The organism is Paracidobacterium acidisoli (assembly GCF_003428625.2).
Classification (GTDB): domain Bacteria; phylum Acidobacteriota; class Terriglobia; order Terriglobales; family Acidobacteriaceae; genus Paracidobacterium; species Paracidobacterium acidisoli.
In genome coordinates this window covers 141,177-165,392 of the sequence record NZ_QVQT02000004.1, presented here as the reverse complement: position 1 = coordinate 165,392, position 24,216 = coordinate 141,177, and the positions used below count along the sequence as shown (strand labels likewise).

Annotated in this window: 19 protein-coding genes; 14 read left to right on the top strand and 5 right to left on the bottom strand. The window is 60.7% G+C overall.

The features are described from left to right. Positions 1-74 precede the first annotated feature (74 nt). The 5 genes from D0Y96_RS11785 to D0Y96_RS11765 all read left to right on the top strand — a co-directional run bounded on the left by D0Y96_RS11785 (position 75) and on the right by D0Y96_RS11765 (position 8,576). The gene (locus D0Y96_RS11785) at positions 75-1,355 is read left to right on the top strand and encodes an FAD-binding oxidoreductase (RefSeq protein WP_350449046.1); all 1,281 of its coding nucleotides are present in this window, start codon (positions 75-77) and stop codon (positions 1,353-1,355) included. Then, positions 1,348-2,106: an SDR family oxidoreductase gene (locus D0Y96_RS11780; protein WP_117300100.1), complete on the top strand. Its 759-nt coding sequence runs from the start codon at positions 1,348-1,350 to the stop codon at positions 2,104-2,106. The genes D0Y96_RS11785 and D0Y96_RS11780 overlap by 8 nt, the downstream gene beginning before the upstream one ends. A 416-nt stretch (positions 2,107-2,522) precedes the next feature. Continuing rightward, entirely contained in the window at positions 2,523-5,807 is a 3,285-nt protein-coding gene (locus tag D0Y96_RS11775; protein WP_117300098.1) for an efflux RND transporter permease subunit, read from the top strand. 4 nt (positions 5,808-5,811) lie between these two features. Beyond that, a complete protein-coding gene (locus tag D0Y96_RS11770; RefSeq protein ID WP_117300096.1) occupies positions 5,812-7,080 on the top strand; it encodes an efflux RND transporter periplasmic adaptor subunit in 1,269 nt (422 codons plus the stop codon). 2 nt (positions 7,081-7,082) lie between these two features. Further along, complete coding sequence (locus D0Y96_RS11765; protein WP_117300093.1) at positions 7,083-8,576, top strand: efflux transporter outer membrane subunit; 1,494 nt, start codon at positions 7,083-7,085, stop codon at positions 8,574-8,576. Between the two features lie 48 nt (positions 8,577-8,624). On the opposite strand, the gene D0Y96_RS11760 is transcribed toward D0Y96_RS11765, so the two are convergent. Next, positions 8,625-10,061 carry a hypothetical protein gene (locus D0Y96_RS11760; protein ID WP_117300091.1) on the bottom strand — a complete coding sequence of 479 codons (1,437 nt, stop codon included), beginning with the start codon at positions 10,059-10,061 and terminating at the stop codon, positions 8,625-8,627. A 73-nt stretch (positions 10,062-10,134) separates the two neighbouring features. Here D0Y96_RS11760 and bcp point away from each other — a divergent pair, with 73 nt between their 5' ends. The 3 genes from bcp to D0Y96_RS11745 all read left to right on the top strand — a co-directional run bounded on the left by bcp (position 10,135) and on the right by D0Y96_RS11745 (position 11,883). Then, positions 10,135-10,602, top strand: a complete 468-nt coding sequence (gene bcp, locus D0Y96_RS11755) for a thioredoxin-dependent thiol peroxidase (protein ID WP_117300090.1) — start codon at positions 10,135-10,137, stop codon at positions 10,600-10,602. 16 nt (positions 10,603-10,618) lie between these two features. After that, positions 10,619-11,221, top strand: a complete 603-nt coding sequence (locus D0Y96_RS11750) for a DNA-3-methyladenine glycosylase (protein ID WP_117300088.1) — start codon at positions 10,619-10,621, stop codon at positions 11,219-11,221. Positions 11,222-11,493: 272 nt separating this feature from the next. Further along, a complete protein-coding gene (locus tag D0Y96_RS11745; protein ID WP_158562363.1) occupies positions 11,494-11,883 on the top strand; it encodes a c-type cytochrome in 390 nt (129 codons plus the stop codon). A 50-nt stretch (positions 11,884-11,933) separates the two neighbouring features. Here the strand turns inward: D0Y96_RS11745 and D0Y96_RS11740 are convergent, their stop codons facing one another. Beyond that, positions 11,934-12,581 (bottom strand): deoxynucleoside kinase, encoded by a 648-nt coding sequence (locus tag D0Y96_RS11740; protein WP_117300084.1) that lies wholly within the window; start codon positions 12,579-12,581, stop codon positions 11,934-11,936. Positions 12,582-12,739: 158 nt separating this feature from the next. Between D0Y96_RS11740 and D0Y96_RS11735 the strand changes: the two genes are divergently transcribed. Beyond that, positions 12,740-13,498 carry a polysaccharide deacetylase family protein gene (locus D0Y96_RS11735; protein ID WP_117300082.1) on the top strand — a complete coding sequence of 253 codons (759 nt, stop codon included), beginning with the start codon at positions 12,740-12,742 and terminating at the stop codon, positions 13,496-13,498. 130 nt (positions 13,499-13,628) lie between these two features. Beyond that, the gene (locus tag D0Y96_RS11730) at positions 13,629-14,030 is read left to right on the top strand and encodes a DUF2541 family protein (protein ID WP_147325035.1); all 402 of its coding nucleotides are present in this window, start codon (positions 13,629-13,631) and stop codon (positions 14,028-14,030) included. 57 nt (positions 14,031-14,087) lie between these two features. Here D0Y96_RS11730 and hemL read toward each other — a convergent pair whose 3' ends face one another. Continuing rightward, entirely contained in the window at positions 14,088-15,392 is a 1,305-nt protein-coding gene (hemL, locus tag D0Y96_RS11725) for a glutamate-1-semialdehyde 2,1-aminomutase (protein ID WP_117300078.1), read from the bottom strand. Positions 15,393-15,511: 119 nt separating this feature from the next. On the opposite strand from hemL, the gene D0Y96_RS11720 reads away from it, so the two are divergent. The 3 genes from D0Y96_RS11720 (at position 15,512) to D0Y96_RS11710 (ending at position 18,875) form a co-directional block, all read left to right on the top strand. Next, the gene (locus D0Y96_RS11720; protein WP_117300076.1) at positions 15,512-17,230 is read left to right on the top strand and encodes a DUF885 domain-containing protein; all 1,719 of its coding nucleotides are present in this window, start codon (positions 15,512-15,514) and stop codon (positions 17,228-17,230) included. Positions 17,231-17,417: 187 nt separating this feature from the next. Beyond that, entirely contained in the window at positions 17,418-18,293 is an 876-nt protein-coding gene (galU, locus tag D0Y96_RS11715; RefSeq protein WP_117300074.1) for a UTP--glucose-1-phosphate uridylyltransferase GalU, read from the top strand. Between the two features lie 12 nt (positions 18,294-18,305). Beyond that, entirely contained in the window at positions 18,306-18,875 is a 570-nt protein-coding gene (locus D0Y96_RS11710) for a TMEM175 family protein (RefSeq protein WP_117300072.1), read from the top strand. Between the two features lie 35 nt (positions 18,876-18,910). Here D0Y96_RS11710 and ruvB read toward each other — a convergent pair whose 3' ends face one another. Both ruvB and D0Y96_RS11700 read right to left on the bottom strand, forming a co-directional pair. Further along, positions 18,911-19,945: a Holliday junction branch migration DNA helicase RuvB gene (gene ruvB / locus D0Y96_RS11705; RefSeq protein ID WP_117300070.1), complete on the bottom strand. Its 1,035-nt coding sequence runs from the start codon at positions 19,943-19,945 to the stop codon at positions 18,911-18,913. A 152-nt stretch (positions 19,946-20,097) separates the two neighbouring features. After that, positions 20,098-22,590: an Orn/Lys/Arg family decarboxylase gene (locus D0Y96_RS11700; protein WP_252263724.1), complete on the bottom strand. Its 2,493-nt coding sequence runs from the start codon at positions 22,588-22,590 to the stop codon at positions 20,098-20,100. A gap of 157 nt (positions 22,591-22,747) precedes the next feature. On the opposite strand from D0Y96_RS11700, the gene D0Y96_RS11695 reads away from it, so the two are divergent. Beyond that, the gene (locus D0Y96_RS11695; protein WP_117300066.1) at positions 22,748-24,136 is read left to right on the top strand and encodes a glycoside hydrolase family 47 protein; all 1,389 of its coding nucleotides are present in this window, start codon (positions 22,748-22,750) and stop codon (positions 24,134-24,136) included. Positions 24,137-24,216: the final 80 nt, after the last annotated feature.

The window sequence follows — 24,216 nt, the reverse complement described above, 5'->3', positions numbered from 1 at the left end:
ACAAGGACTCCGTATTTCGTATGGCTCGATCTGATTCCCGTCCCCGTTTTGAGTCGTGGGGCAGATATCCCGAAATGCAGGCGGAGGTTGTTCCGCTGCACTGGACCGCTGATTATCCACTGGCAAAGCCGCCTGCAGCCAAACAGCTGGTGGTGGGAGCCGGGCGCAGCTACGGCGATGTGTGCCTGCTGGAGAATGGCACGCTGATTCAGACGCTCGGCATGGATCGCCTGCTGCACTTTGATCGCGAAACGGGAGTTTTGCGCTGTGAGGCGGGAGTGACGCTGGCGCAGATTCTGGACTTCGCAGTGCCACGCGGGTTCTTTCTTCCCGTCACGCCAGGGACGAAATATGTCACTGTCGGCGGGGCGATTGCCAACGATATTCACGGGAAAAATCACCATGTGGCGGGCACGTTCGGCCATCATGTGCTGCAGTTTGAGCTGGTGCGCTCGGACGGCAACCGCATTCTGTGCAGTCCGACGGTCAACGCCAGCTGGTTTGCGGCGACGATCGGCGGGATGGGGCTTACCGGGATGATTGCATGGGCCGAGGTGAAGCTGCGGCCCATTGTGTCGCGCCAGATCGACTATCACGGAGAGAAGTTTGTCGGCATCGATGAATTTCTGACGCTGTCACGCAATGCAAAGGCTGAATATACCGTTGCGTGGATTGACTGCGTGGCGACAGGGAAGAACTTTGCGCGCGGCATTTTTATGCAGGGCGAACATACAAAGGAGCCGGGCGAGCTGAAGAAGAGCCCGCAGCCGTGGCTGAGCTTTCCGTTCGATCTTCCGGCCGTTGCGCTGAACCGCTTCAGCATGGCCGCATTTAACACGGTCTATTATCACAAGCAGTTTCCGAAGCAGAAGACAGCCAAAGTCGATTATGAGCCGTTCTTTTATCCGCTGGACAGCGTGCTGCACTGGAACCGGATGTATGGAAAGAATGGGCTGCTGCAGTTTCAGAATGTGCTGCCGCATGCCTCGGGCCGCGAAGGCATGATCGAAATTCTGAAGGCGATCACGCGCTCCGGGCTCGCGTCGTTTCTGGCTGTGATCAAGTTCTTTGGCGATATCCCGTCGCTGGGGATGATGTCGTTTCCGCAGCCCGGCATCATGCTGGCGCTTGATTTTCCGATCAGGGAAGAGGTCAGCTTCGATCTGCTGGAGCGCCTGGCGAAGATCACGCTGGAGCACGGAGGACGCATGTATTCGGCCAAGGACGCACGGATGACGGCTGCCCAGTACCAGACCTTTTATCCGCAATGGCAGGAGTTTGCGCGCTATATCGATCCCGGTTTCGATTCCGCTTTCTGGCAGCGGGTAACCGGGCGGAGGCCGATCGATGAGTAAAGGGAAGGGACTGCCCTCGCGGGTTCTGGCGCTGGGCGCCACGTCGGCGATTGCCGAAGCCACGCTGCGGCCGCTGGCTGAGTCAGGCGCGAGCTTTTTTCTGGTGGCACGGAATGCGCAGAAGCTCTCGGCGGTGAGCGATGACCTGCTGACGCGGGGCGCGAGCGCGGTGACGGCCTATGTCATGGACCTGGACGACACGGCAGCGCATCCGGCGATGCTGGAAAAGGCTGCGGAGTCGCTGGGCACCATCGACCTTGCGCTGCTGGCGCATGGAGTACTGGGTGAACAGGCGGACGCGGAGGCTAGCTATGCGGCGGCTGAGGCGATTCTGCGGACGAATTTCATGTCAGCAGTTTCACTGATCACCTGGCTGGCGAATTATTTCGAAGCGAGCCGGCAGGGCTGTCTGGCGGTGATCTCTTCGGTCGCGGGAGACCGCGGGCGGAAGAGCAACTATGTGTATGGAGCATCGAAAGGCGCACTGAACGTCTTCGTGGATGGAGTACGCAACCGCATCGACCGCTCGGGCGTGCATGTTCTGACCATCAAGCCGGGCTTTGTGGCGACGCCGATGACGGCGCACATCAAGCCGAATCCGCTTTTCGCTCAGCCGGAGCAGGTGGCAAAGGACATTCTGGGAGCGATCCGAAAACGCAAAGACGTGATCTACACGCCGCCGTTCTGGGCCATCATCATGCTGATTCTGCGGAGCGTCCCGCGGAGTATCTTCAAAAAGCTGAACGTCTGAAGACGGCAGCCAGCGATTTTTGAATCCGTCACGAGCTCTGAAACATCCATTTCAGCGTCTGCGTGCTCTTTGTTTTCCGGAGCGCTTTCAGCCTTACGAGTCCTTTTGCACGATCCAATCGTCTATGCAGGACATGCGCCGCAGAACCGGGGCCGTTCCGGGGCATGTTTCAATCGTCAAAGATCATAAAGTGTAACTGCAGATAATCCTGTTTCAGGTTCAGGCTGGCTGTGCATCTCGGCGACGGGGTACCATGGAAGGTGCGCCAGTCCTGAAGAGATGATTGTTTCGCCAATCATTCCTGGAAGTTGATCATTTAGAGAATCTGTCATTCCAAGCGCTGCCTTCCGGCTCGATCCGGCGTCGCTTCGGGAACACCCGGCGAGCAGCAATGCCGCAGGAGAAGCTGAAACGATATGTGGATTGTTCGTCTCGCACTGCGACGGCCTTATACCTTCGCAGTCTTTGCCTTACTGCTTCTCATACTGGGCCCTCTGGCCGTGCTCAACACGCCGACGGATATCTTTCCGAATATCGATATTCCTGTAGTCGCCATGGTGTGGCAGTACCAGGGTTTTTCACCGGAGGAGATGGCAAACCGCATCGTGTACTTTACCGAGCGGTCGCTGACGACCACGGTCAACGACATTCAGCACATCGAGTCGCAGTCGATCAATGGCGTGGGCATCGTCAAGATCTACTTTCAGCCGAAGGTGAACCTGGCGGACGCGGTGGCACAGGTGACGGCGATTGCGCAGACGCAGCTGCGGCAGCTTCCCGCAGGGACAACACCGCCGCTGGTTTTGCAGTACAACGCATCGAGCGTGCCGATTCTGCAGCTGGGTGTTTCCGGCGAGGGACTTTCCGAGTCGCAGCTCAACGACTTCAGTCTCAACTTTATCCGGACGCAGCTGGTAACGATTCCAGGCGCGGGCGTGCCCTATCCCTATGGCGGCAAGCAGCGTCAGGTGCAGGTCGATCTCAACCTGCAGGCGCTGCAGTCGAAGGGGCTGTCTCCCTCGGATGTGGTCAACGCGATTGCAGCGCAGAACCTGATTCTGCCTGCAGGCACGGCGAAGATTGGACGGTTCGAGTATCAGGTGGAGACGAACAGCGCGCCGCAGACGATTGCGGAGCTGAACGATCTTCCCATCCGCTCCGTGAACGGGGCGATGGTTTACATCCATGACGTGGCGCATGTCCGCGACGGCTTTCCGCCGCAGACGAATATTGTGCGCGTGGACGGCCAGCGCGCCACGCTGATCAGCGTGATCAAGACAGGCGATGCCTCGACGCTGGACATTGTGAAGGGCATACGCAATGTGCTGCCGCAGATCAGGGCGCAGCTTCCGCCACAGCTGAAGATCACGCCGCTGGCCGATCAGTCGCTGTTCGTGCGCGCCTCGATCGACGGGGTGGTACGAGAGGCGATCATCGCGGCCTGTCTGACGGCCATCATGATCCTGATCTTTCTGGGCAGCTGGCGAAGCACGCTGATCATCGCGGTCTCGATTCCGCTTTCGATTCTCACGTCGCTGCTGGTGCTGAGCGCAATCGGCGAGACGATCAACATCATGACGCTGGGCGGTATGGCGCTGGCGGTCGGCATCCTTGTGGACGATGCGACGGTGGAGATCGAAAACATCAATCGCAATCTCGAGGAAGGCAAGGCGATCGAGCAGGCGATTCTGGATGGCGCGGCGCAGATTGCGGTTCCGGCCTTCGTCTCCACGCTGTCCATCTGCATCGTGTTTGTGCCGATGTTCTTTCTGACCGGCGTGGCGCGGTATCTCTTCGTGCCGCTGGCGGAGGCCGTGGTCTTTGCCATGCTGGCCTCGTATCTGCTGTCGCGCACGGTCGTGCCGACAATGGCCAAGTATCTTCTGCAGGAACACAGCGAAGAAGCAGCTAAGCAAAAGCGGGTGAGCCGCAACCCGTTTATCCGTTTTCAGATGGGGTTCGAGCATTACTTCGAAAAGATGCGCAGCGGCTACCGGGATATTCTGGCGTTCTGTATTGAACACTCGACCGTGTTTTTGCTGGTTTTTCTGGGCTTCGCCGTGGTTTCAGCCGCGCTGCTTTATCCGTTTCTCGGGCAGGACTTCTTTCCTTCGGTAGACAGCGGGCAGTTCAAGATACACATGCGCGCGCGCACCGGAACACGCATCGAAGAGACGGCGCGGCTGTGCGACGATGTCGACAAAACGATCCGGGAGACGATTCCGAAGAGCGAGCTCGTCACCATCATCGACAATATCGGCCTGCCGTACAGCGGTATCAATACCACGTACAGCAACTCCGCACCGATCGGTCCGGCGGATGCCGACATTCAGGTGCTGCTCACGGAGAAGCATCATCCTACCGACGAGTATGTACAGAAGCTGCGCGCGACTCTGGCCAACCGGTTTCCGGGCACGATCTTTTATGAGCTGCCGGTGGATATGGTCACGCAGATTCTGAACTTCGGCTTGCCGGCCCCGATTGATATTCAGGTGGTGGGCCGCGATCTGCAGGGCGACCGGGCGTTTGCCGAGAAGCTGCTGAACAAAATCAAATACGTCGGCGGCACGGCGGATCTGCGCATTCAGCAGCCCTTCGATGATCCGGAGCTTTACGTCAACGTCGATCGCACGCGCGCCGAGCAGATTGGCCTCAAGCAGAGTAACGTGGCGCAAAGCCTGCTGGTGGCGACCAGCGGAAGCTTCCAGACGGCTCCTGCCTTCTGGCTCGATCCGCGCAATGGCGTAAGTTACGACATTGCGGTTCAGGCGCCGCAGTACTCGCTCGATTCGCTGCAGGATATTGCGAATATCCCGGTCACCAACGGCAGCTCCGCGGCCACGGTTCCACCGGCGAGCTCGATCAGCGGAGCGGCGGGGACGGCTCTTCCGGCTAATACGCCGATGGGAGGACAGCCGATTCAGGTGCTGGGGAATCTGGTCTCCGTGAAGCCGACGACCGAGATGGGCACGGTGTCGCATTATGACATCGCTCCGGTGATCGATATTTACGGGAACGTGGTGAACACCGATCTGGCGAGTGTGGACAAGCAGATCGAGAAGATCATTGCCGAGTCGAAGAGCGGCCTTCCGCGCGGATCGAGGATTGTAGTGCGCGGGCAGGTGGAGACGATGAGGTCTTCGTTCATCGGACTGCTGGGCGGTCTGGTGTTTTCGATTCTGCTGGTGTACCTGCTGATCGTCATCAACTTCCAGTCATGGCTCGATCCGTTCATCATTATCTCGGCGCTGCCGGCGGCGATTTCGGGAATTGTATGGTTCCTTTTCCTGACGCATACGCGCGTCAGCGTGCCCGCACTGACGGGAGCCATTATGTGCATGGGCGTGGCGACGGCCAACTCCATTCTGGTGGTCAGCTTTGCCCGTGAGCAGCTGGAGATCACCGTGGGCGATGCCGCCATGTCGGCGCTGAATGCGGGCTATGTGCGCTTCCGCCCGGTGCTGATGACGGCGCTGGCCATGATTATCGGCATGGTCCCGATGGCGCTTGGCCTGGGCGACGGCGGCGAGCAGAATGCTCCGCTGGGCCGGGCCGTGATCGGCGGATTGTTGTTTGCAACGGTCTCAACACTTTTCTTCGTCCCCACATTTTTCAGCGTACTGCACGGCCGGATCGAGCGCCGGCGCCGTGAACGCGAGGCTCGCCGCAGGCAGGGAAAACCTGCGCTGCAGGAGATCTGACATCATGTCACACGAATCGCAGACACCACATCATGACGCGCCGGAAGGCGCTGCTGCTTCCGGTTCCGGAGGTCAGGGGCATACCCCGATCTCCGTCGGGAAGGTTCTGTTGCTGCTCTTTCTGCTGCTGGTCGTAGCTGTTGCGCTTGCCGTGGCAGGCATTCTGCCGCGCCTGCGACAAAAAAGCACTCTGCAAAAGGAGACGGAGGCACTGGCCGTTCCCGCGGTCATGGTCGCCAATCCAAAGCCGGGCCAGCCGACGCAGGAGATTGTGCTGCCGGGCAATATCTATGCATGGACTGATTCACCGATCTATGCGCGAACCAGCGGCTATCTGAAGCAGTGGCATTTCGACATCGGCTCCCGTGTGAAAAAGGGGCAGCTGCTGGCGGTGATTGAAAGCCCGGAGGTGGATCAGCAACTGGCTCAGGCAAAGGCCGATCTGGCTACGGCCGAGGCCAACGCGCACAACGCGAAGATTCAGGCGGCCCGCTATCAGGATCTGCTGCAGCAGAACGCGGTGACCAAACAGGACACGGACAACTTCGTGACGCAGGAAGCGTCAACGTCCACACAGGTGAAGTCGGCCCTGGCGAATGTGCAGCGTCTTCAGGAACTGGTGTCGTTCGAAAATATCTACGCGCCGTTTGACGGCGTGATTACAGCCCGCGATGTGGATACAGGAACGCTGATCGACGCGGGAGCGAACAAAGAGATGTTTCACATGGCCGACGAACACGTGCTGCGCGTGTATGTAAATGTGCCGCAGGTGGAATCGGCCGGCTGCAGACCGGGCGTGGCCGCCGATCTGACGTTCGCCGAGCGGCCTGGCGTGCAGGTGCAGGGAAAGATCGTTCGCACCGCCGATTCGATTGATCCAACGTCGCGCACACTGCTGGTGGAAGTGGATGTCAACAACAGCAAGGGCGAGATTTTCCCCGGAGCATATACGGAAGTTCATTTCCACGTGAAGAGCTCACGGCCGGCGCTGATTCTTCCTGTTCCGGCGCTTATTTTCCGCTCAGAGGGGCTGCGGGTCGCGATTGTCGACAGCAACAACAAGGCGAAGCTGGTGCCGATCACGATCAGCCAGGATGACGGGCGCACCGTGCAGGTGGTGCAGGGGCTCGAGGCGGACGACCGCGTGATTCAGAATCCGCCGGACTCGATTGTCGACGGCGAACCGGTGCGGGTGGTGCAGCCGCAAAGCGAACACGAAGGCGGAGAGGGCGAGTCCGGCGCGCCGGGGCCAGGAACGGGCGGAGGCAGATAGCGATGCGATTGTTCCGTCCTTCGCACGCTGAACCGCGTGAGATCCGGCTGCCGGTTGTTTGCGCCGCCGCACTGCTTTGTTTGTCAGTTGCGGGTTGCGTCGCGGGGCCGAATTATCATCAGCCCGCAGCGCCGACGGCGCCGGAGTGGAAAGAGGCCGAGGTTCCTCCGCCGAATCCACCCAATGGCGCGTGGAAGCCGGCGCAGCCGAGCGATCAGGCGGTGCGCGGTAAGTGGTGGGAGGTTTACGGCGATCCGCAGCTGAATGCACTGGAAGAGAAGGTCGCGGTCTCGAATGAGACGCTGAAGGCGGCCATGGAGCAGTACCTCCAGGCGCGGGAGCAGGTGCGGGTGGCGCGGGCTGCTTATTATCCGACACTCAGCGCCGGGCCCTCGATCTCGCGTACCCGCGAGTCGTACAACCAGCCGAACACGGTCAGGGGAACGACCAATTATCAGTACAACACCTTTGCGCTGGAAGGGCAGGCATCGTGGATGCCCGATCTGTGGGGACGGGTGCGGCGCACGGTTGAATCGGCGCGAGCCAGTGCACAGGCCAGTGCCGCCGATGTCGCAAATGTGGAGCTGAGCCTGCAGAGTGAGCTGGCGACAGACTATTTTGAAATGCGCGGGCTCGACGCGCAGAAGCAGCTGCTGGATAACTCGGTGACGGCGTATGAATCGTATCTGCAACTGACACAGATACGATTTAAGGGCGGGGTGGCAACGGAGTCTGACGTTGCACTTGCGGATACGCAGCTGCAGACGACGAAGGCGCAGGACATCGATGTCAGTGTGGCGAGAGCACAGTTTGAGCATGCTGTCGCCACGCTGACGGGTCAGCCGGCATCGATGTTTAACCTTGGGCCGGAGCCGCTGAGCGGAACGCCTCCGATGATTCCGGATGGACTTCCTTCGCAGCTGCTGGAGCGGCGGCCGGATATTGCGGCTGCGGAGCGCAGGGTAGATGCGGCCAATGCGCAGATCGGCATTGCCGTCTCGGCCTACTATCCCACGGTGCAGCTGGGCGGTACGGGGGGCTTTGAAAGCCGCAATGCCGGTACATGGCTCCAGGGTCCGAGCGCGCTGTGGTCGCTGGGCGGATCGGCGGTCGAGCTTCTCTTCGACGCAGGGCAGCGTCATGCGCTGACGCAGCAGGCACGCGATGCCTACGAGCAGCAGGTGGCGAACTACCGGCAGAGCGTTCTGAATGCCTTTCAGGAAGTGGAAGACAATCTGTCGTCGCTGCGGATTCTCAGCCAGGAGTCTCAGGCACAGGTGCTTGCCGTGAACGCAGCGCGGCGGTCCCTTTCGATCAGTACGAACCGTTACAAAGGCGGAGTGACCACTTATCTGGAAGTGCTGACGGCGCAGACGGCGCAGCTGAGCAATGAACGGACCCAGGCGGATATTATGACCCGCCAGTATGCGGCCAGCGTGCAACTGATTGCAGCGCTGGGCGGAGGATGGGACCGGTCGCAACTGCCAACCCTGTAGAATCTGCGCGGAAAGGGCTGACAGCGGCCGGTTCGCGGGATTTCTGCTTTAGTGGAGGGATGCCGTGGTGAAGACGCTTTCGGCGCTTCCATATGCCACGCGATAGATGGCGAACTGGCGATCGCTTTTGCCGCGCAGCTCGAAGATCAGCTCGGCGCGATGATCGCCGTCGGCGTCCACGGCGTCGACCAGCTGCATGCGAGGGTTGAATTCGAGCTCTTTATCGCTGGTGATGTGCTGCAGCATGACCTGTGGATTGCCGGAAAAATCGGGTTTGGCGATGAGCGTGATGTACTTCATCGAGCCGTCCGGTGTCTTTTTCTCAGCGGAAAAAACGAAGGTTGCGCCGGCTCCGTAAGCGAGCTCGTAGGCGTGGAACTCCTCATTCGTCAGGCCGGGAGAAGCGGGTGGCGCGGCCGGACGATGCACGGTGCGCGCGCGGGTGGTGCTGCGTGGTGCGAGCTTCGTTTTTGGAGCCGGTGGCGCAGGCGGCGCGAGCGCTTTGGAGGCGATCGTCTCGAGCGCGGTCTGCGTCTTTGTTATGTCAGAAGGATCGGGCCAGCTATAGGCGAAGGGATGCGGCTCTCCGGGCTGTGGATCGGAGACGGCAACGATCTGCTCCATGCCGGAGGGAGTGCCGGTGAGGGCGTCGGGCTTGTCGATGGCCTCCGTGGTTTCCGGCCGTCCGTATGCAAGACGAGGGCGGGAGGGATCGACGGGAGGCGCATCGGCGCGGCTGGATGCCGCTGCGGAGCCGGCATCGCTGCGCTTGTGGAGCGTCGGGCGATCGGGGTCCACGTCGACCGGGACCTGCGGTGCGGGTGCGTTTCCGGATGCAGTGCTGGTGTCATCGCCGGAAGAGGAGCGTTTGTGGAGTGTGGGCCGGTCGGGATCGATGGGTGGAGCGCTGGCAGCCGAGCCGGAAGTACTCTTTCCTGAATTGCCGGCGCTGCCGCTGCTTCCGGCGCTGCCGGGACCTTCATCCGAGGGGAGATGGGCGAAGTGCGGCTTATCGGGGTCGTAGTCTTTGACGACCTGAGGAAGGTGTTTCGATGCGCGGAGCTTTGGCGGCTGCGGCGGCTTCTCCTTCTGGAAGACGCCGACGCCAATCCATGAACCGCCGACATCTTCGGCTTCCCTGATGTCGAAGAGGCCTTTTCGCTGGCCGGCGGTCTGGAGCTCATAGAGTGTTCCAGCCTCGACGGCCAGAGGCGCGGGCTGCGCGAGATAGAGGCCGCCGGGCTGGAAGCGGGTGCCGTCCCATACGGCGATGGGAATGAGGCGGCTGGCCTTTGGGCTGGTCAGATCGCCGGTGTATTCATAGACGCCGGTGGCGCGCAGGTGCGGCTGATTGTCCGTCTGAGTGGTATCGACGTGACCTGGATACTGAGCGCAGGCGGGGAGGGTGAGGCCGGCGGCGAGAGCGCAGGTACAGAGAAGCCGCCGGCGGGAGAGATGACGTTGACGCTCCGGAAACGATGACATAGTGCCTGAACCGCGAAACAATTTATGATGACGCAACGGCCTGATGCGCGCATCTGCCGCGAGGAAGAAGATGATGGAAGTCAATGACACAGTTGCCGATTTCACGCTTCAGACGGATGAGGACAAGACCGTCAGCCTGAGCGATTATGCCGGAAAACCCGTCGTGCTGTTTTTTTATCCCAGGGCGGATACTCCCGGCTGCACGATCGAGGCATGCGGCTTCCGCGACCAGTTCAGGAAGATTCAGAACACGGGCGCGGTGGTGCTGGGCATTTCACGCGACACGCCAAAGGCGCAGAAGAAGTTCCGCGAAAAATACGATCTGCCGTATACGCTCCTTGCAGATGTAGACGAAACTGTTTGCAAACAGTTTGGCGTGCTGAAGCAAAAGAATATGTACGGGAAGAAAGTGATGGGCATTGAGCGGACCACCTTTCTGATCGGTCCGGACCGCACGCTGCTGAAGATCTTTCCCAAAGTTCAGCCTGAAGGGCATGCCGAAGAGGTGCTGAAGGTTCTGAAAGAGATGAAAAAGGACTGAGCGGCAGTACTGGAAAATGAAGCAGGCGCGTACTCTTCCACGGACCTTTTATCTTCGTTCTCCGGATATTGTGGCGCGCGATCTGCTCGGCAAGCTTCTGGTGCGGCGGCTGGATGGAGAGCTGCTGACGGGACGAATTGTCGAAGTCGAAGCCTACTTTGGCCTGGGTGATCCGGCGGCCCATTCTGCGTCGGGAAAGACGGCACGGAACGAGGTGATCTTCGGCCCGCCCGGATTCGCCTATGTGTATTTCATTTACGGAATGCACTACTGCCTGAATATTTCCTGCGAGCCGGAGGGGCAGGCCGGATGCGTGCTGCTGCGCGCACTGGAGCCGGTGGGCGGGCTGGAGACGATGGCGAGGCTGCGCGGGCTGGCTCCGCATGCAAAGCCGCGGCTGCTGACCTCCGGGCCGGGACGGTTGTGCCAGGCGCTGGGAATCACGCGAGCCATACACAACGCTCTCGATGTGACCGATGCGGAGAGCGGTCTGCAGGTGGAGGAGGATGGCTTTTTCGCCGGGAGCATCATGGCGACACCGCGGATCGGAATTCGTAAAGCGGCAGAACGTCCGCTGCGGTTTCTGCTGGAAGGCAATCGCTTTGTTTCCGGTGGATGAATGCGTGGCGACTCCGTTGGCGATACGGAAGTCTTCTTTCAGGACGAAGGCGGTTTGCTGCGCTTTTGCATGTCCGTTATGTAAGATGACGGACAAGGCCCTGCTTCCACTTCAGCACTTCCCAGGAAAGTACATCGATGCAGAGAAGATTTTTTGTTGGCGGCTCTGTTGCGGCCGCATTGTTGCTGATTCTTGTGCCAGTTTGCAGCCACGCTGCTCCGCAGGAGAGTTCCAGAACAGGTTCATCCGCACCCGCAGAGGGTGGACCGGGCATGCATCGGCCGCTGCCCAAACCGGTCAACCTTCAGGTTCTGCCGAAGAATATGCCACCGGAAGACGTGATCAAGGTCATGCACGGGTTTGAGGGCGCGCTGGGGGTGAAGTGCGAGTTCTGCCATATGCGCAACGCGCAGACGCACCACCTGGATTTTGCCTCCGATGCAAAGGAAGACAAGCAGATTGCGCGCATCATGCTCAAGATGACGCACGACATCAATGAGAACTTTATGTCGCAGGTGAAAGATCCGGATGCGATGCCGGAGGACAAGCATGTGATGTGCGGCACCTGCCATCGCGGGCACAAGATGCCGGAGCACTTCATTCCGCCGAAGCAGGACGATAACCACGTACAGCATGGAGACGGCATGCCGGCGATGAAGTAGCCGGTATCGTCTGCCTGTTTATTCTGACACTCCGGTCGAGATCAGCGGCGTCAGGCTGCACCGTTACTGAGCGGCAGGAAGTACTGCGTTCCTTTGACGGGTTCGGAGAGACGCCTGAGCAACAACTGCAGATCGCGGTTGTTGTTCACGAAGTCGATGTCGCTGGTATTGACCACGAGCAGATCGCTGGCGGTGTAGTGGAAGAAGAAGTGCTCGTAGGCGTGGATGATCTGCTCGATGTACTTCTCGCTGACGGCGCGCTCTCCGGGAACACCCTTGCGCTTCATCCGCTGCCGGAGGACGTCCGGCGTGGCCTGCAGATAGATGACCAGGTCGGGTGCGGGCGACGTTTTTGAGAACATCTGATAGTAGCGGTTGTAGAGCGCGAGCTCGGCATCGTTGAGATTGACGTAGGCAAACAGCCGGTCCTTTTCAAAAAGGTAGTCGGAGACCACCGGTGTTTCCGAGTCTCCGACCAGGCTCATCTGCGCGCTGCGCTCCATCAGAAACCACATCTGCGTGGCAAAGGCCATGCCGGACTGCGCCTGATAGAAGCGGTCGAGGAAGGGATTGTCGTCGGGGTCGGTGAGGAGGCGGGCGTGCAGGGTCTCAGAGAGCAGCTGAGCGAGCGTCGACTTGCCCACGCGCAGGGGGCCTTCGACGGCGATGAAGTGAGGTAAATCGAAGAGATTGCCCATAATGACTGCCTGACGAGAGGAATTTCCTGCCGGAGATCTCGAAATGAAGCGAATGAAATACGAAGATACCACACCTGCTCTGACGGTGCGATGCATAGTATGAAAGGGTACCTGCGGGGCTACTCTCCGGCAGTTGCTGCGGGATTTTGATTCTACACATGGCGATTACGATCACTACGGTTCTGGCAGGAGCGGCGGTTGCGGGCCTTGCAGCGGGCGGCTATGCCTACGCGGGCATGTGGCCCTCCTCGCAGATTTTCGGCAGAGCCATCATTGCAGGGAACGATCCAGCCGAGTTTGCGCTGACATACGACGACGGACCGAACGATCCGTATACGTATCAGCTTCTCGATTTGCTGGCGCGGCATGAAGTGAGAGCCACATTTTTTGTGATCGGCCGATTTGTTCGCCAGCGCCCGGAGATTGTGCGGGCGATTCGGGCGGCGGGGCACCTGGTGGGCAATCACACGGTGACGCATCCGGTGTTGCTTTTCCAGCCGCCACGGCGCGTGCGCGAGGAACTGGCGGGGTGCAATGCGGCTATCGAGGATGCGATCGGCGAAGCGGTGCGATGGTTCCGTCCTCCGCATGGAGCGAGGCGGCCGGATGTGTTGCGATGCGCGCGGGAGCTGGGACTGACTCCGGTGTTGTGGAACGCGATGGGCTACGACTGGAAGGCGACTACTGCGGAACGAGTGCTGGCCAATCTGGATCGCGGCATCGCCCATAACCGGCGCGCGGAACGGGGCTCGAATCTGCTGCTGCATGATGGCGGGCAGGCTGGTATTGGCCAGGATCGCAGCCACAGCGTTGCAGCAACACGGATGCTGATCGAGAGAAGCGCGCTGCAGAAGGCGCGATTTGTAACGGTGGATGCATGGAATGAGAGATCATCCGGCGCCGAAAACCGCGGATGACCGCAACATGCGGGATATTGCCGGGTCAACGAAACAGAGAACGGATGAAAGCGAGAAACCGGAAAGGATCGCTCGCGACATTCCGGGAGGAAATCTACGTATACGATGCTGGAAACCTGTTTTGTCGACGATGGCCCTTGCACTGACCGTCAGCCTTGCTCTGCCGATGCTGGCACAGGGACCCCCGCCTCCGCCACCGATGCGCGCGCCTATGCTTTTTCTGGGCATGGCGCATGTGGATGGTCCGGTGGATCACGATGACATCAAAGTGGGCCGCTATGCCGGGCGCTATCACTCGATCGTGCTGCGCGTGCGGTATGCTCCGATTCGCTTCGATCATGTGGTGATTCATTATGGAGACGGCTATGCACAGCCGCTGCCGGTGAATGCGTTCATTCGCGCGGGCGGAAGCAGCCAGCGCATCGTGCTGCCGGGAGGACGGCGAGTGATCAACAGCCTGGAGCTGTGGTATGCACGGGCGAATCCGAATAACCCGAACAAGCCGGAGGTGCGGCTGTTCGGCGCTCCGTAAACAGTGTCAGTCTGCAGATGCCCCGCGGAAGCAGTGCTTTGCGCGGGGCTTTGTGTGTCAGGCTGTGGCGATGACGCCGAAGACTTCCTGGGCGGCGCGAATCGTTTCCTGAACGTGTCCTGCGGTATGCGCGGTGCTGAGAAAGGCAGCCTCAAACTGTGAGGGCGGCAGCCAGATGCCACGGTCAAGCATGCCGCGATGAAAGGCTGCGAAGCGCTGCGTGTCGGAAGCCGCGGCGGTGGTGAAGTCGGTGACAGGAGCCTGCGTGAAGAACCAGGTGAACATCGAGCCAATGCGATTCGTCACGATGGAGACGCCTGCCTTCGCCGCTTCGGCAGCGATTCCTTCGGCAACAGCGGCGCTTCGTTCTTCGAGCTGAGGATAGATCTGTTTCTGATTCTCCCGGAGATGCCCCACGGTCGCGATGCCGGCGGCCATGGCGAGCGGATTGCCGCTGAGCGTTCCGGCCTGATAGACAGGGCCGAGCGGCGCAAGCTGATTCATGATGTCGGCGCGGCCTCCGAAGGCTCCGCAGGGAAGGCCTCCGCCGATGATCTTGCCGAGAGTGGTCATATCGGGGCGGATGCCGTAAAGCTGCTGCGCGCCGCCGAAGGCAATGCGAAAGCCGGTCATCACTTCATCGAAGATGAGCAGCGCGCCGTCGCGGCTGGTTATTTCACGCAGCGCCTGAAGATATCCGGCCGCCGGAGGGATGCAGCCTGCGTTGCCGATGACTGGCTCGACGATGATGCAGGCGATTTCGCCGGGGTGCGCGGCGAAGGCGGCTTCGACGGCTGAAAGATCGTTGAACGGGAGCGCGAGCGTGAAGTGCGCGATCTCCTCGGGCACGCCGGCAGAGCCGGGAATGCCGAAGGTCGCGACACCGGAGCCGGCTTTTACCAGCAGGCCGTCGGCGTGGCCGTGATAGCAGCCTTCAAACTTGATAACGTATTTGCGGCCGGTAAAGCCACGGGCCAGACGGATGGCGGACATGGTGGCTTCGGTTCCGGAGCTGACGAAGCGCAGCTTTTCGATGGAGGGGAAGGCTTCGATGACCAGCTCGGCGAGGTCGGCTTCGGCGGGGGTAGAGGCGCCGAAGCTGGCGCTGTGCGCGGCGGCTTCGCGGACGGCTTCGACGGCGGCGGGGAAGGCGTGGCCGAGGATCATCGGTCCCCAGGAGCCGAAGTAGTCGAGATAGCGGTTGCCGTCCGCATCTTCGAGATATGCGCCTTCGCCGCGGACGACAAAGGGCGGATCGCCGCCGACGGCGCGAAAGGCGCGGACGGGCGAGTCGACTCCGCCGGGCAGGAACTTTTCAGCGCGCTGCTGCAGCGCACGGGAGCGGGCAAGCTGTCTGAGCATACAAAATTAGTATATGAGTGAGGGGTGGCAGGCGGCCCGGCGATGAAAGATACTGATGCTGTATGCAGGCAGCCATGAGAGTAAAAGGCATCGCTGTACTCCTGATATGCGGGAGCTTTATGACCACAGCATCGTTTGTTCACGCGCAGACGCAGGATGCGGCGGCACGGTTTCGCGCGCTGGTGGATCAGTATTTTGCGGATGTGGTCTTCCGGTATTCGCCGACGAATGGAACGCTTGCGGGTCTGCACCAGTATGACGCGAAGCTGGAAGATTACAGCCGCGCCGGAGTCGAGGCGCAGATTGCAACGCTGCATGCGTTCGAGAAGAAGTTCGACGCGGTAAGCGAAGCCGGGCTGGATGAGAGCACGCAGGGCGATCTGGCGATGGTCCGCAACAATATTCGCGGGACATTGCTGATGCTGGAGACGATTCGTCCGTGGGAGAAGAATCCGGATAATTATTCGAGCGGCATTACGAACAGCGCGTTTTCGCTGATGGAGCGGAGGTTCGCTCCACCCGATGACCGGCTGCGGTCGCTGATTGCACGCGAGAAACAGATGCCTGCCGTGTTTGACGCGGCGCGGAAGAACCTGAAGAATCCGCCGCAGATCTATACGGAGATTGCGCTGGAGCAGCTTCCGGATCTGATCAGCTTTTTTCAGCACGATGTGCCGGAGGCATTTGAGGACGCAAAGGACGCGGCGACCATTGCGGAGTTTCACCAAACCAATGCGGCCGTGATTGCCGCGCTCGAACAGTATCAGACGTGGCTGAAGACGGATCTGCTGCCGCAGTCGCACGGGGATTTCCGCATCGGCGCGGATACGTATCGCAAAAAGCTCGAATATGACGAGATGGTGGATACGCCGCTGGACAAGCTGCTGGAGATTGCTTACGCGGACATGCACAAGAACCAGGCGGAGTTCCAGCGTGTGGCCAAGGAGGTCGATCCGTCGAAGACACCGAAGGAGGTACTGGCGGAGCTGGCGGGAATTCATCCTGCGCCGGATCAGCTGCTGCAGAGCTTTCACAATACCTTTGAGAGCCTGATCTCGTTTATCCGTCAGAAGCAGATCATCACGATTCCTTCGACGGTGGAACCGGTGCTCGAAGAGACGCCGCCGTTTATGCGGGCGACGACACAGGCATCGATGGATTCGCCGGGACCGTTTGAGAAGCATTCGACGACGGCATACTTCAACGTCACGCTGCCGGAGAAGGACTGGACCGCAGCGCATATCGCGGAACATATGGCCGCCTTCAACGTGGGGACGATTATCAGCACGTCGGTGCACGAGGCGTACCCCGGTCATTACGTGCAGTTTCTCTGGGTGAACCAGACGCATCTGAGTACGGTGCGCAAGCTGATCACGTCGAATACCAATGTCGAGGGCTGGGCGCACTACTGCGAACAGATGATGCTCGATCAGGGTTACAACCAGCCGGGCGTGGGCGCGAAAGACGAGCGGGAGTCACGGCTGATCCGCCTGGGGCAGCTGCAGGACGCGCTGCTGCGCGATGCGCGGTTCGTGGTCGGCATCAAAATGCACACGCAGGAAATGACGCTTGATCAGGCGCGGGAGTTCTTCGTCGATGAGGGCTATCAGTCGCGCTCGATTGCCGATGTGGAGACCAAACGCGGCACATCCGATCCCACGTATTTGTATTACACTCTCGGGAAGCTGGAGATTATGAAGCTGCGCGCGGACGTTCAGAAGAAAGAGGGCGCGGCGTTTTCCCTGGAGAGGTTTCACGACGATTTCATGAAGCAGGGAGGCGCTCCGATCCGGATTGTTCGCAGAGCCATGCTGGGAGACGATTCACCGACGCTGTAGAAGAGTTCAGAGCTATTTAAAACTTCGACATTTCCCGGGATCTGTTCGATTCCTTCGCGTCCTGTGTGAAATGATTGGAGATGTGGTTCCCAGGACCGCCATCCGCGGCGAGAGCGCATCTTACTGCGGTGTTCCGCAATATTTCTGCCGTGAATCTCAAGGAAGGAATTCGTAACAGAAAAGCACAATGAAAACCAGGGTACGCAAAGCAGTCTTCCCCGCTGCGGGTTTTGGAACCCGCTTCCTGCCCGCGACCAAGTCCATCCCCAAAGAAATGCTGTCGCTGGTCGATAAGCCGATTATTCAGTATGGCGTCGAGGAGGCCCTTGCCGCCGGGTGCGACCAGATCATTATCGTCACAGGGCGCGGCAAGTCCGCGATTGAAGATCATTTCGATGTGAGCTTCGAACTGGAAACCACACTGGAGCGCCGCGGCAAGACGGAGCTGCTGGCACTGTCGCGGAATGTCTCGAATATGGTGCGGCTCTCGTATGTGCGCCAGAAGGAAGCGATGGGTCTGGGACACGCGGTGCTGATGGCGCGGGATCTGGTGGGCGACGAGCCGTTCGCGGTGATTCTGCCCGACGACGTGATCGACGCTCAGGTGCCCTGCCTGAAGCAGATGGTGGATCTCTTTGAACAGGTACAGGGATCGATCCTGGCGACGCAGGTGATCGAAGGGCCGGGAATATCAGCTTATGGCGTGCTCGATGGCTCACCCCATGCCGGCAACGCGCGGGTGATGGATGTGAAGGGGCTGGTGGAGAAGCCGAAGCCGGCAGAGGCGCCATCGAAGAATGCGATCATCGGCCGTTACATTCTTACGCCGAAGATCTTCGATCTGCTGGAGACCACGCCGCTTGGCGCGGGAGGCGAGCTGCAGCTGACCGATGGCATCAAGGGTCTGCTGCAGTCGGAGAAGGTCTACGGGTATACGTTCGAGGGCACACGCCACGATGCGGGCGACAAACTGGGCATGCTGAAGGCCACGGTCGACTTTACCCTCAAACGCGATGATCTTGGGCCGGCGTTCCGGGAGTATCTGAAGACGTTGTCGCTTTAGTTCGAAGGAGCGATGGATAAAGGGCGGCTGGAAGCTTTTACCGACGGCGTGATCGCGATTATCATCACGATCATGGTGCTGGAGATCAAACTGCCGCAGGGGGGAACCCTTGCGGCTTTGACTTCCGGGCTTCCGGTGTTTTTTGCGTACGCGCTGAGCTACGTCAACGTCGGCATCTTCTGGAATAACCACCATCACATGCTGCAGGCCACGGAGCAGGTGGATGGAAAGGTGCTGTGGGCGAATCTTCTTCTGCTCTTCTGGATTTCGCTGATGCCCTTCACCATTCGCTGGATGGATGAGACGCATTTTGCAGCCACGCCGACGGCATCGTACGGAGTGGACCTGGTGATGTCCGCGCTGAGCTATCTGCTGCTGGAAAAGGCCATTATGGCCTGCAACGGATACGATTCGAAACTGGCGCGCGCGGTGGGGAACGACAGGAAGGCGACGATCTCACTCGTTGTCTATGCGGTGGCGATTCCGCTGGCGTATTACCGGCCGTGGATCGCGATTGCGTTGTATCTGCTGAACGCGATGGTGTGGTTCGTTCCCGACCAGAGGATCGAAAAGATCATCTGAGAGCCGCGGCATGTTTCATTTCCATGCAGGCGATTTCAGAATAGCGGCGTCTGCTTCCGCGGCAGGGGCAGGCCGAAGTGCTCATACGCGAGACGTGTGGCAACGCGACCACGCGGAGTGCGGTCGAGGAAGCCGATCTGGATTAAAAAGGGCTCGTAAACCTCTTCGAGGGCGTCCTGCTCTTCGGCAAGCGTGGCGGCAAGGGTGTTCAGCCCGACTGGCCCGCCGTCGTACTTCTCGATGATGGTGAGCAGAAGACGGCGGTCGAGCTCGTCGAAGCCGTGGGCATCGACTTCTAGAATCTTCAGCGCCTGCTCGGCAGTTGCCCGGTCGATGCGGCCCGAGCCGCGCACCTGCGCGTAATCGCGCACGCGGCGCAGCAGACGGTTGGCGATACGCGGCGTGCCGCGGGAGCGCATGGCGATCTCCGCCGCGCCGTCCTGGTCGATGGGGATCTGCAGAACCTCAGCGGAGCGCTCGACGACATAGCGCAGCTGGTCGTCGGTGTAGAACTCGAGGCGCAGGAGAATACCAAAACGCGAGCGCAGCGGCGACGAGAGCAGGCCGGGGCGCGTGGTGGCGGCGACGAAGGTGAAGGGCCTGATGTCCATGACGTGCGTGCGCGCCGCCGGACCCTGACCGATGATGATGTCGAGCTTGTAGTCTTCGAGCGCGGTGTACAGCTTTTCCTCAAGCACCGGCTGCAGACGGTGGATTTCGTCGAGGAAGAGCACCTGGCGGTCGCGCAGGTTGGTGAGGATGGCGGTGAGGTCGCCCTGGATCTGCAGCGCAGGGCCGGAGGTCTGCTGGAAGCCGACATCGAGCTCATTGGCGATGATGGTCGCGAGGGTGGTTTTGCCGAGGCCGGGAGGGCCGAAGAGCAAAACATGGTCGAGGGCCTCGCCACGCGATCTGGCGGCCTCGAGGGCGATGGCGAGCTGCTCCTTCGCCTTCTCCTGGCCGATGAACTCTTTCAGGCGGCGCGGGCGCAGCTTGAGCTCGAAGGAGTTTTCGTCTTCGGAGCGCGCGGCACTTACCAGCCGGTCGGGATCATCGTGTGTGCGAGGCATTTCCTTCGGAGTCTAACAGCGGACAGGGCGCTGCGGACAGGGCGCAGGTCACAGGGTTCAGATCTCAGGGATGCAGCCTTTATGGCACGGCTGCCGCTGTTTCCCGCTCAGGCCAGAAGATGGCTTGAGCGGGGAACCCGACCGAGCCCTGCTTATTCCCCGTGGGGCGCAGGCGGCAATGGTGACTCGTGATCCGCGGCCGGGTCCGGGATCGAATCCGGGTCCGTCGCCGGGGCCGGAGCGTGCGGCGCATCGGCTGCGGGCGCGGTCTGCGCCAGGGCAGCCCGCCTGCGGCGCTTGACCGGCGGCGCGGAGTTGGGCGGCTTTGTCTTGCCGTTGCCCGGCTTCGAGGATGCCGGGGTTTCGATGACGGCGCGCATCCAGTAATCCCCCTGCGCGTCGACTTCGATGCCGTGGACCTCGCGCTCGAAGCCGGGGAAGCGCTTGCCGAACTCCTCGAGTGCCAGAATGAGGCGGATGACCGGACTGTCGGGACCGCCGAGGCGCTCGCCGGGCATGCCGACGGGGATGCCGGGAGGGTAAGGCACGAGCATGACGCCGCTGATGCGGTTGGCCATCTCACTGAATTTGACCTTGTCGGTGCCGTTGCGGAGCAGCTTCTGATAGGTCTGCGAAGGCGTGAGGACCACATCGGGATCGACGTCGCAGGCTTGGCCGGCGAGCGCGGCCAGGCGCAGGGCGGTCATCGCGGCGTGCATTTCATCGCTCAGCTCGCGGAGGGTGACGTTGCGATAGCGGCTGGGATATTTCGCGACCAGGTCGGGCAGAGCCTCATCGAGCGTGGCTTCATTGTCGTAGAGGCGCTTGAACTCGAAGAGGTTTTCGAGCAGGCTTCCCCATTTGCCTTTACTGGTGCCGACGGAGAAGAGCACGAGCACGGTGTAGTCGCCGTTGCGGGCGATCTCGACACGGCGCGCGTCGAGGAATTCAGTGAGGATGGCGGCGGGAATGCCCCACTCGCCCACGTTTCCCTGCGCATCGACACCCGGCATGAGGATGGTGACCTTGGTGGGGTCGAGCATGCAGTATTCGTCGGCGATATCTTCGTCCTGATAGCCGTGCCAGGTCTCGCCGGGCTTGAGGGTCCAGCAGCTCGATGAGGTGGCGAGCAGCTCGTCGTCGGCTTCCTCGAAGACATAGCGCCGGCCATCCTCGGGATCGGTGACCATCTCGGGCTGGAAGAGGCGGAAGAACCAGCCGTTGTTGCCGTCTTCGGCGGTGCGCAGACGGTGAGCGACCGAGGACATAGCTTTGCGGAAGTTGATGGCGTCCTGAATGGTCTCTTCCATCAGCGTGGGGCCGGCGGGCTCGTCCATCATGGCGGCGGCGACGTCGAGCGAGGCGATGAGCGGATAGAAGGGCGAGGTGGTTCCGTGCATCATGAACGACTCGTTGAACTGATCGAAGTCGAGCGGCGCGCGCGGGCTGAGCTTGACGTGAACCATCGAGGCCATGGAAAACGCCGCCAGCATTTTGTGCGTGGACTGGGTGGCGAAAAGCGCAGGACGGTCGGGCATTTCGTCGGGCACGTCCATGGCGAAGCGGCCGCGATAGATCTGATGGAACTTCGCGTAGGCGTACCAGGCCTCGTCGAAGTGAACGCGCGGAACAGACTTCGCCAGCTCCGTGACGACGCGGTTCACGTCGTAGCAGAGGCCGTCGTAGGTGGAGTTGGTGACGACGGCGTAGGTCGCGTCGGGCGATGCGGCCTTCGCGGTCAGCGGATTTTTCGCGATCAGCCCGCGGATATAGTCGGGGTGGAATCGCTTGAGCGGCACCAGGCCGATCATGCCGTAGCCGTTGCGCGTGGGCGTGAAGTAAACAGGCCGCGCGCCGGTGATGGTAAGGGCGTGGCAGATGGACTTGTGACAGTTGGCGTCGGCGAGAACGATGTCGTCCTGCCCAATGACGCCGTGGCCGACGATCTGATTCGAGGTGGAAGAGCCGCCGAGAACGTAGAAGGTCCAGTCGGCGCCGAAGATGCGGGCGGCGTTCCGCTCCGACTCGCCCGGAGGGCCGATGTGATCGAGCCAGGAGCCGAGCGGCGAGGTGGAGATGCCGAGGTCCGAGCGCAGGATGTTCTCGCCGAAAAACTTGTGAAACTCCATGCCGACGGGATGCTTCAGAAACGCCACGCCGCCCATGTGGCCGGGTGCGTCCCAGGAGTAAGCGCCCTGGTCGGTGTACTTCTTCAGCACGCGAAAATACGGCGGCAGCAACTGCTCGTTATAGCGGTCGACGGCGAAGTCGACGCGGTTGGCGATGAAGGCGGGTGTGTCGCCGAAGAGGTGGATGTATTCGTGCACCTGCTTGACGACTTCAAGGGGCAGCTCGCTGACGAGGGTGCGGTCGGCGATGAGGAAGATCGGCACCTTTTTGTTGCGATGACGGACGGCGCGGATGATGCGCAGCGCAGCGCGCTCGTCGAACTCGCGGTCGCCGGTCAGATCCCAGTCGAGCAGAATGGCGGAGTGGGATGGGTCGGACTTGACCAGCGCCAGACCGTCTTCAGGCGTGGAGGTGCGGACGACCTCGTAGCCTTCCTGACCGATGGCCTCGACCAGACGCTCCATGGCGCGATCGGACACGGAGTCCGTTCCGCCGACCTCACTTGCAATCAACAAAACCCACCGACCTTCGCTCACTGCTCCTCGCTTCCTCAACTATGGTACAGGGCATTGGCTGTGGAGTTTGAATGCAGAATCAAAGTGGCTGGAAGATGACAGGGCTGTGTGAATGGAATGTTTCACCTTCTGCGCGGTTTGCTCTAGAGTGGTGGGCATGAAAATGCGTTTTTGGGTTCTGTTTGCCGCGTTGGCTGTGCCGGTCTGCTTTGCGCAGAGCGCTTCTGTTTCCACCGTGCCGATGACCGATGCGCAGAAGGCGGAGATGGCGCAGAAGGTGCGCGCGGAGTGCCTGCGCGCATGGGAGGGCTACAAAAAATATGCGTGGGGGCATGACGCGCTGAAGCCGCTGAGCCATGCGCCGTATGACTGGTACGGCAGCGGGCACTCGCTGCTGATGACGCCGGTGGACGCTCTGGACACGCTGACGCTGATGGGGCTGAAGCCGCAGGCGGATGAGGCGCGGAAGCTGATCGACACGCAGCTGAACCTCGATCAGGACATTTATGTGAAGGACTTCGAGATCACGATCCGGCTGCTGGGCGCGCTGCAGTCGAATTACGAACTGACCGGAGACAAGCGGCTGCTGGAACTGGCCGATGATCTGGGGCGGCGCATGCTGCCGATGTTCGACTCGCCGACGGGTATGCCGTATGAGTACGTGAACCTGAAGACGGGCGCGGTGCGGGGCGTGAACAGCAATCCGGCGGAGGTGGGCAGCCTGCTGATCGAGTACGGCATGCTGGCGCGGCTGACGGGCAAACAGGAGTACTACGACAAGGCGAAGAAGGCGATGGTGGCGCTGTACGACCGGCGCTCCGCGAAGACAGGGCTGGTGGGGCTGGGGATCAATGTGGAGACCGGGCAGTGGACCGATACGGCGGCAGGAATCATGGGCGGGATCGATTCGTATTACGAGTACCTGCTGAAGGCGGCGATTCTCTTCGGCGATAAGGACTGCGAGCGCATGTGGCAGACGAGCCTGGTGGCGATCAACCGCTATCTGGCGGACGAGCGTCCGGACGGGCTGTGGTATGGGCAGGCCGACATGAATACGGGAAAGCGCACGACCACGTACTACGGAGCGCTGGATGCGTTTTTTCCGGCACTGCTGGCGCTGGGCGGTGACGTGAACCGTGCGGCGCGGCTGGAGGATTCGAGCAATCGGATGTGGCACGTCGCGGGGATCGAGCCGGATCAGTACAACTACGCAACCGGGCAGATCACGGCGGCGGATTATCCGCTGCGGCCGGAGATTATCGAGTCGGCGTATTACCTGTATCACTACACGCACGATGCGAAGTATCTGGAGATGGGCAAGGGCTTCTTCGATGCGATCGAGAAGTACTGCCGCACGGACGACGGCTTTGCCGCGCTTAAAAATGTGCAGACCAAAGAGAAAGCCGATGATATGGAGAGCTTCTTCTTTGCAGAGACGATGAAGTATCTGTATCTGCTCTTTGCGCCTCCCTCGACGCTGGATTTCAATGCGGTGATTCTGAATACGGAGGCGCACCCGATGAAGCGGGCACTGGGGCTGAAGTAGTCCGGCACTGGCCGAAGAGGCGGCTACGATTCACTGGGGTATTGCTGCAGCGAGACATTGGTGTCGGCCGATCAGGCGCT

Bases quoted from the DNA above. Each gene is read 5' to 3' on its own strand.
- D0Y96_RS11765 (WP_117300093.1), top strand. From the start codon at position 7,083: ATGCGATTGTTCCGTCCTTCGCACGCTGAACCGCGTGAGATCCGGCTG.
- ruvB (WP_117300070.1), bottom strand. From the start codon at position 19,945: ATGCCTCGCACACACGATGATCCCGACCGGCTGGTAAGTGCCGCGCGC.
- D0Y96_RS11730 (WP_147325035.1), top strand. From the start codon at position 13,629: ATGGCCCTTGCACTGACCGTCAGCCTTGCTCTGCCGATGCTGGCACAG.
- D0Y96_RS11770 (WP_117300096.1), top strand. From the start codon at position 5,812: ATGTCACACGAATCGCAGACACCACATCATGACGCGCCGGAAGGCGCT.
- D0Y96_RS11750 (WP_117300088.1), top strand. From the start codon at position 10,619: ATGAAGCAGGCGCGTACTCTTCCACGGACCTTTTATCTTCGTTCTCCG.
- D0Y96_RS11735 (WP_117300082.1), top strand. From the start codon at position 12,740: ATGGCGATTACGATCACTACGGTTCTGGCAGGAGCGGCGGTTGCGGGC.
- bcp (WP_117300090.1), top strand. From the start codon at position 10,135: ATGGAAGTCAATGACACAGTTGCCGATTTCACGCTTCAGACGGATGAG.
- galU (WP_117300074.1), top strand. From the start codon at position 17,418: ATGAAAACCAGGGTACGCAAAGCAGTCTTCCCCGCTGCGGGTTTTGGA.
- D0Y96_RS11695 (WP_117300066.1), top strand. From the start codon at position 22,748: ATGAAAATGCGTTTTTGGGTTCTGTTTGCCGCGTTGGCTGTGCCGGTC.
- D0Y96_RS11780 (WP_117300100.1), top strand. From the start codon at position 1,348: ATGAGTAAAGGGAAGGGACTGCCCTCGCGGGTTCTGGCGCTGGGCGCC.
- D0Y96_RS11785 (WP_350449046.1), top strand. From the start codon at position 75: ATGCAGGCGGAGGTTGTTCCGCTGCACTGGACCGCTGATTATCCACTG.
- D0Y96_RS11760 (WP_117300091.1), bottom strand. From the start codon at position 10,061: ATGTCATCGTTTCCGGAGCGTCAACGTCATCTCTCCCGCCGGCGGCTT.
- D0Y96_RS11740 (WP_117300084.1), bottom strand. From the start codon at position 12,581: ATGGGCAATCTCTTCGATTTACCTCACTTCATCGCCGTCGAAGGCCCC.
- D0Y96_RS11720 (WP_117300076.1), top strand. From the start codon at position 15,512: ATGACCACAGCATCGTTTGTTCACGCGCAGACGCAGGATGCGGCGGCA.
- D0Y96_RS11775 (WP_117300098.1), top strand. From the start codon at position 2,523: ATGTGGATTGTTCGTCTCGCACTGCGACGGCCTTATACCTTCGCAGTC.
- D0Y96_RS11745 (WP_158562363.1), top strand. From the start codon at position 11,494: ATGCATCGGCCGCTGCCCAAACCGGTCAACCTTCAGGTTCTGCCGAAG.
- hemL (WP_117300078.1), bottom strand. From the start codon at position 15,392: ATGCTCAGACAGCTTGCCCGCTCCCGTGCGCTGCAGCAGCGCGCTGAA.
- D0Y96_RS11710 (WP_117300072.1), top strand. From the start codon at position 18,306: ATGGATAAAGGGCGGCTGGAAGCTTTTACCGACGGCGTGATCGCGATT.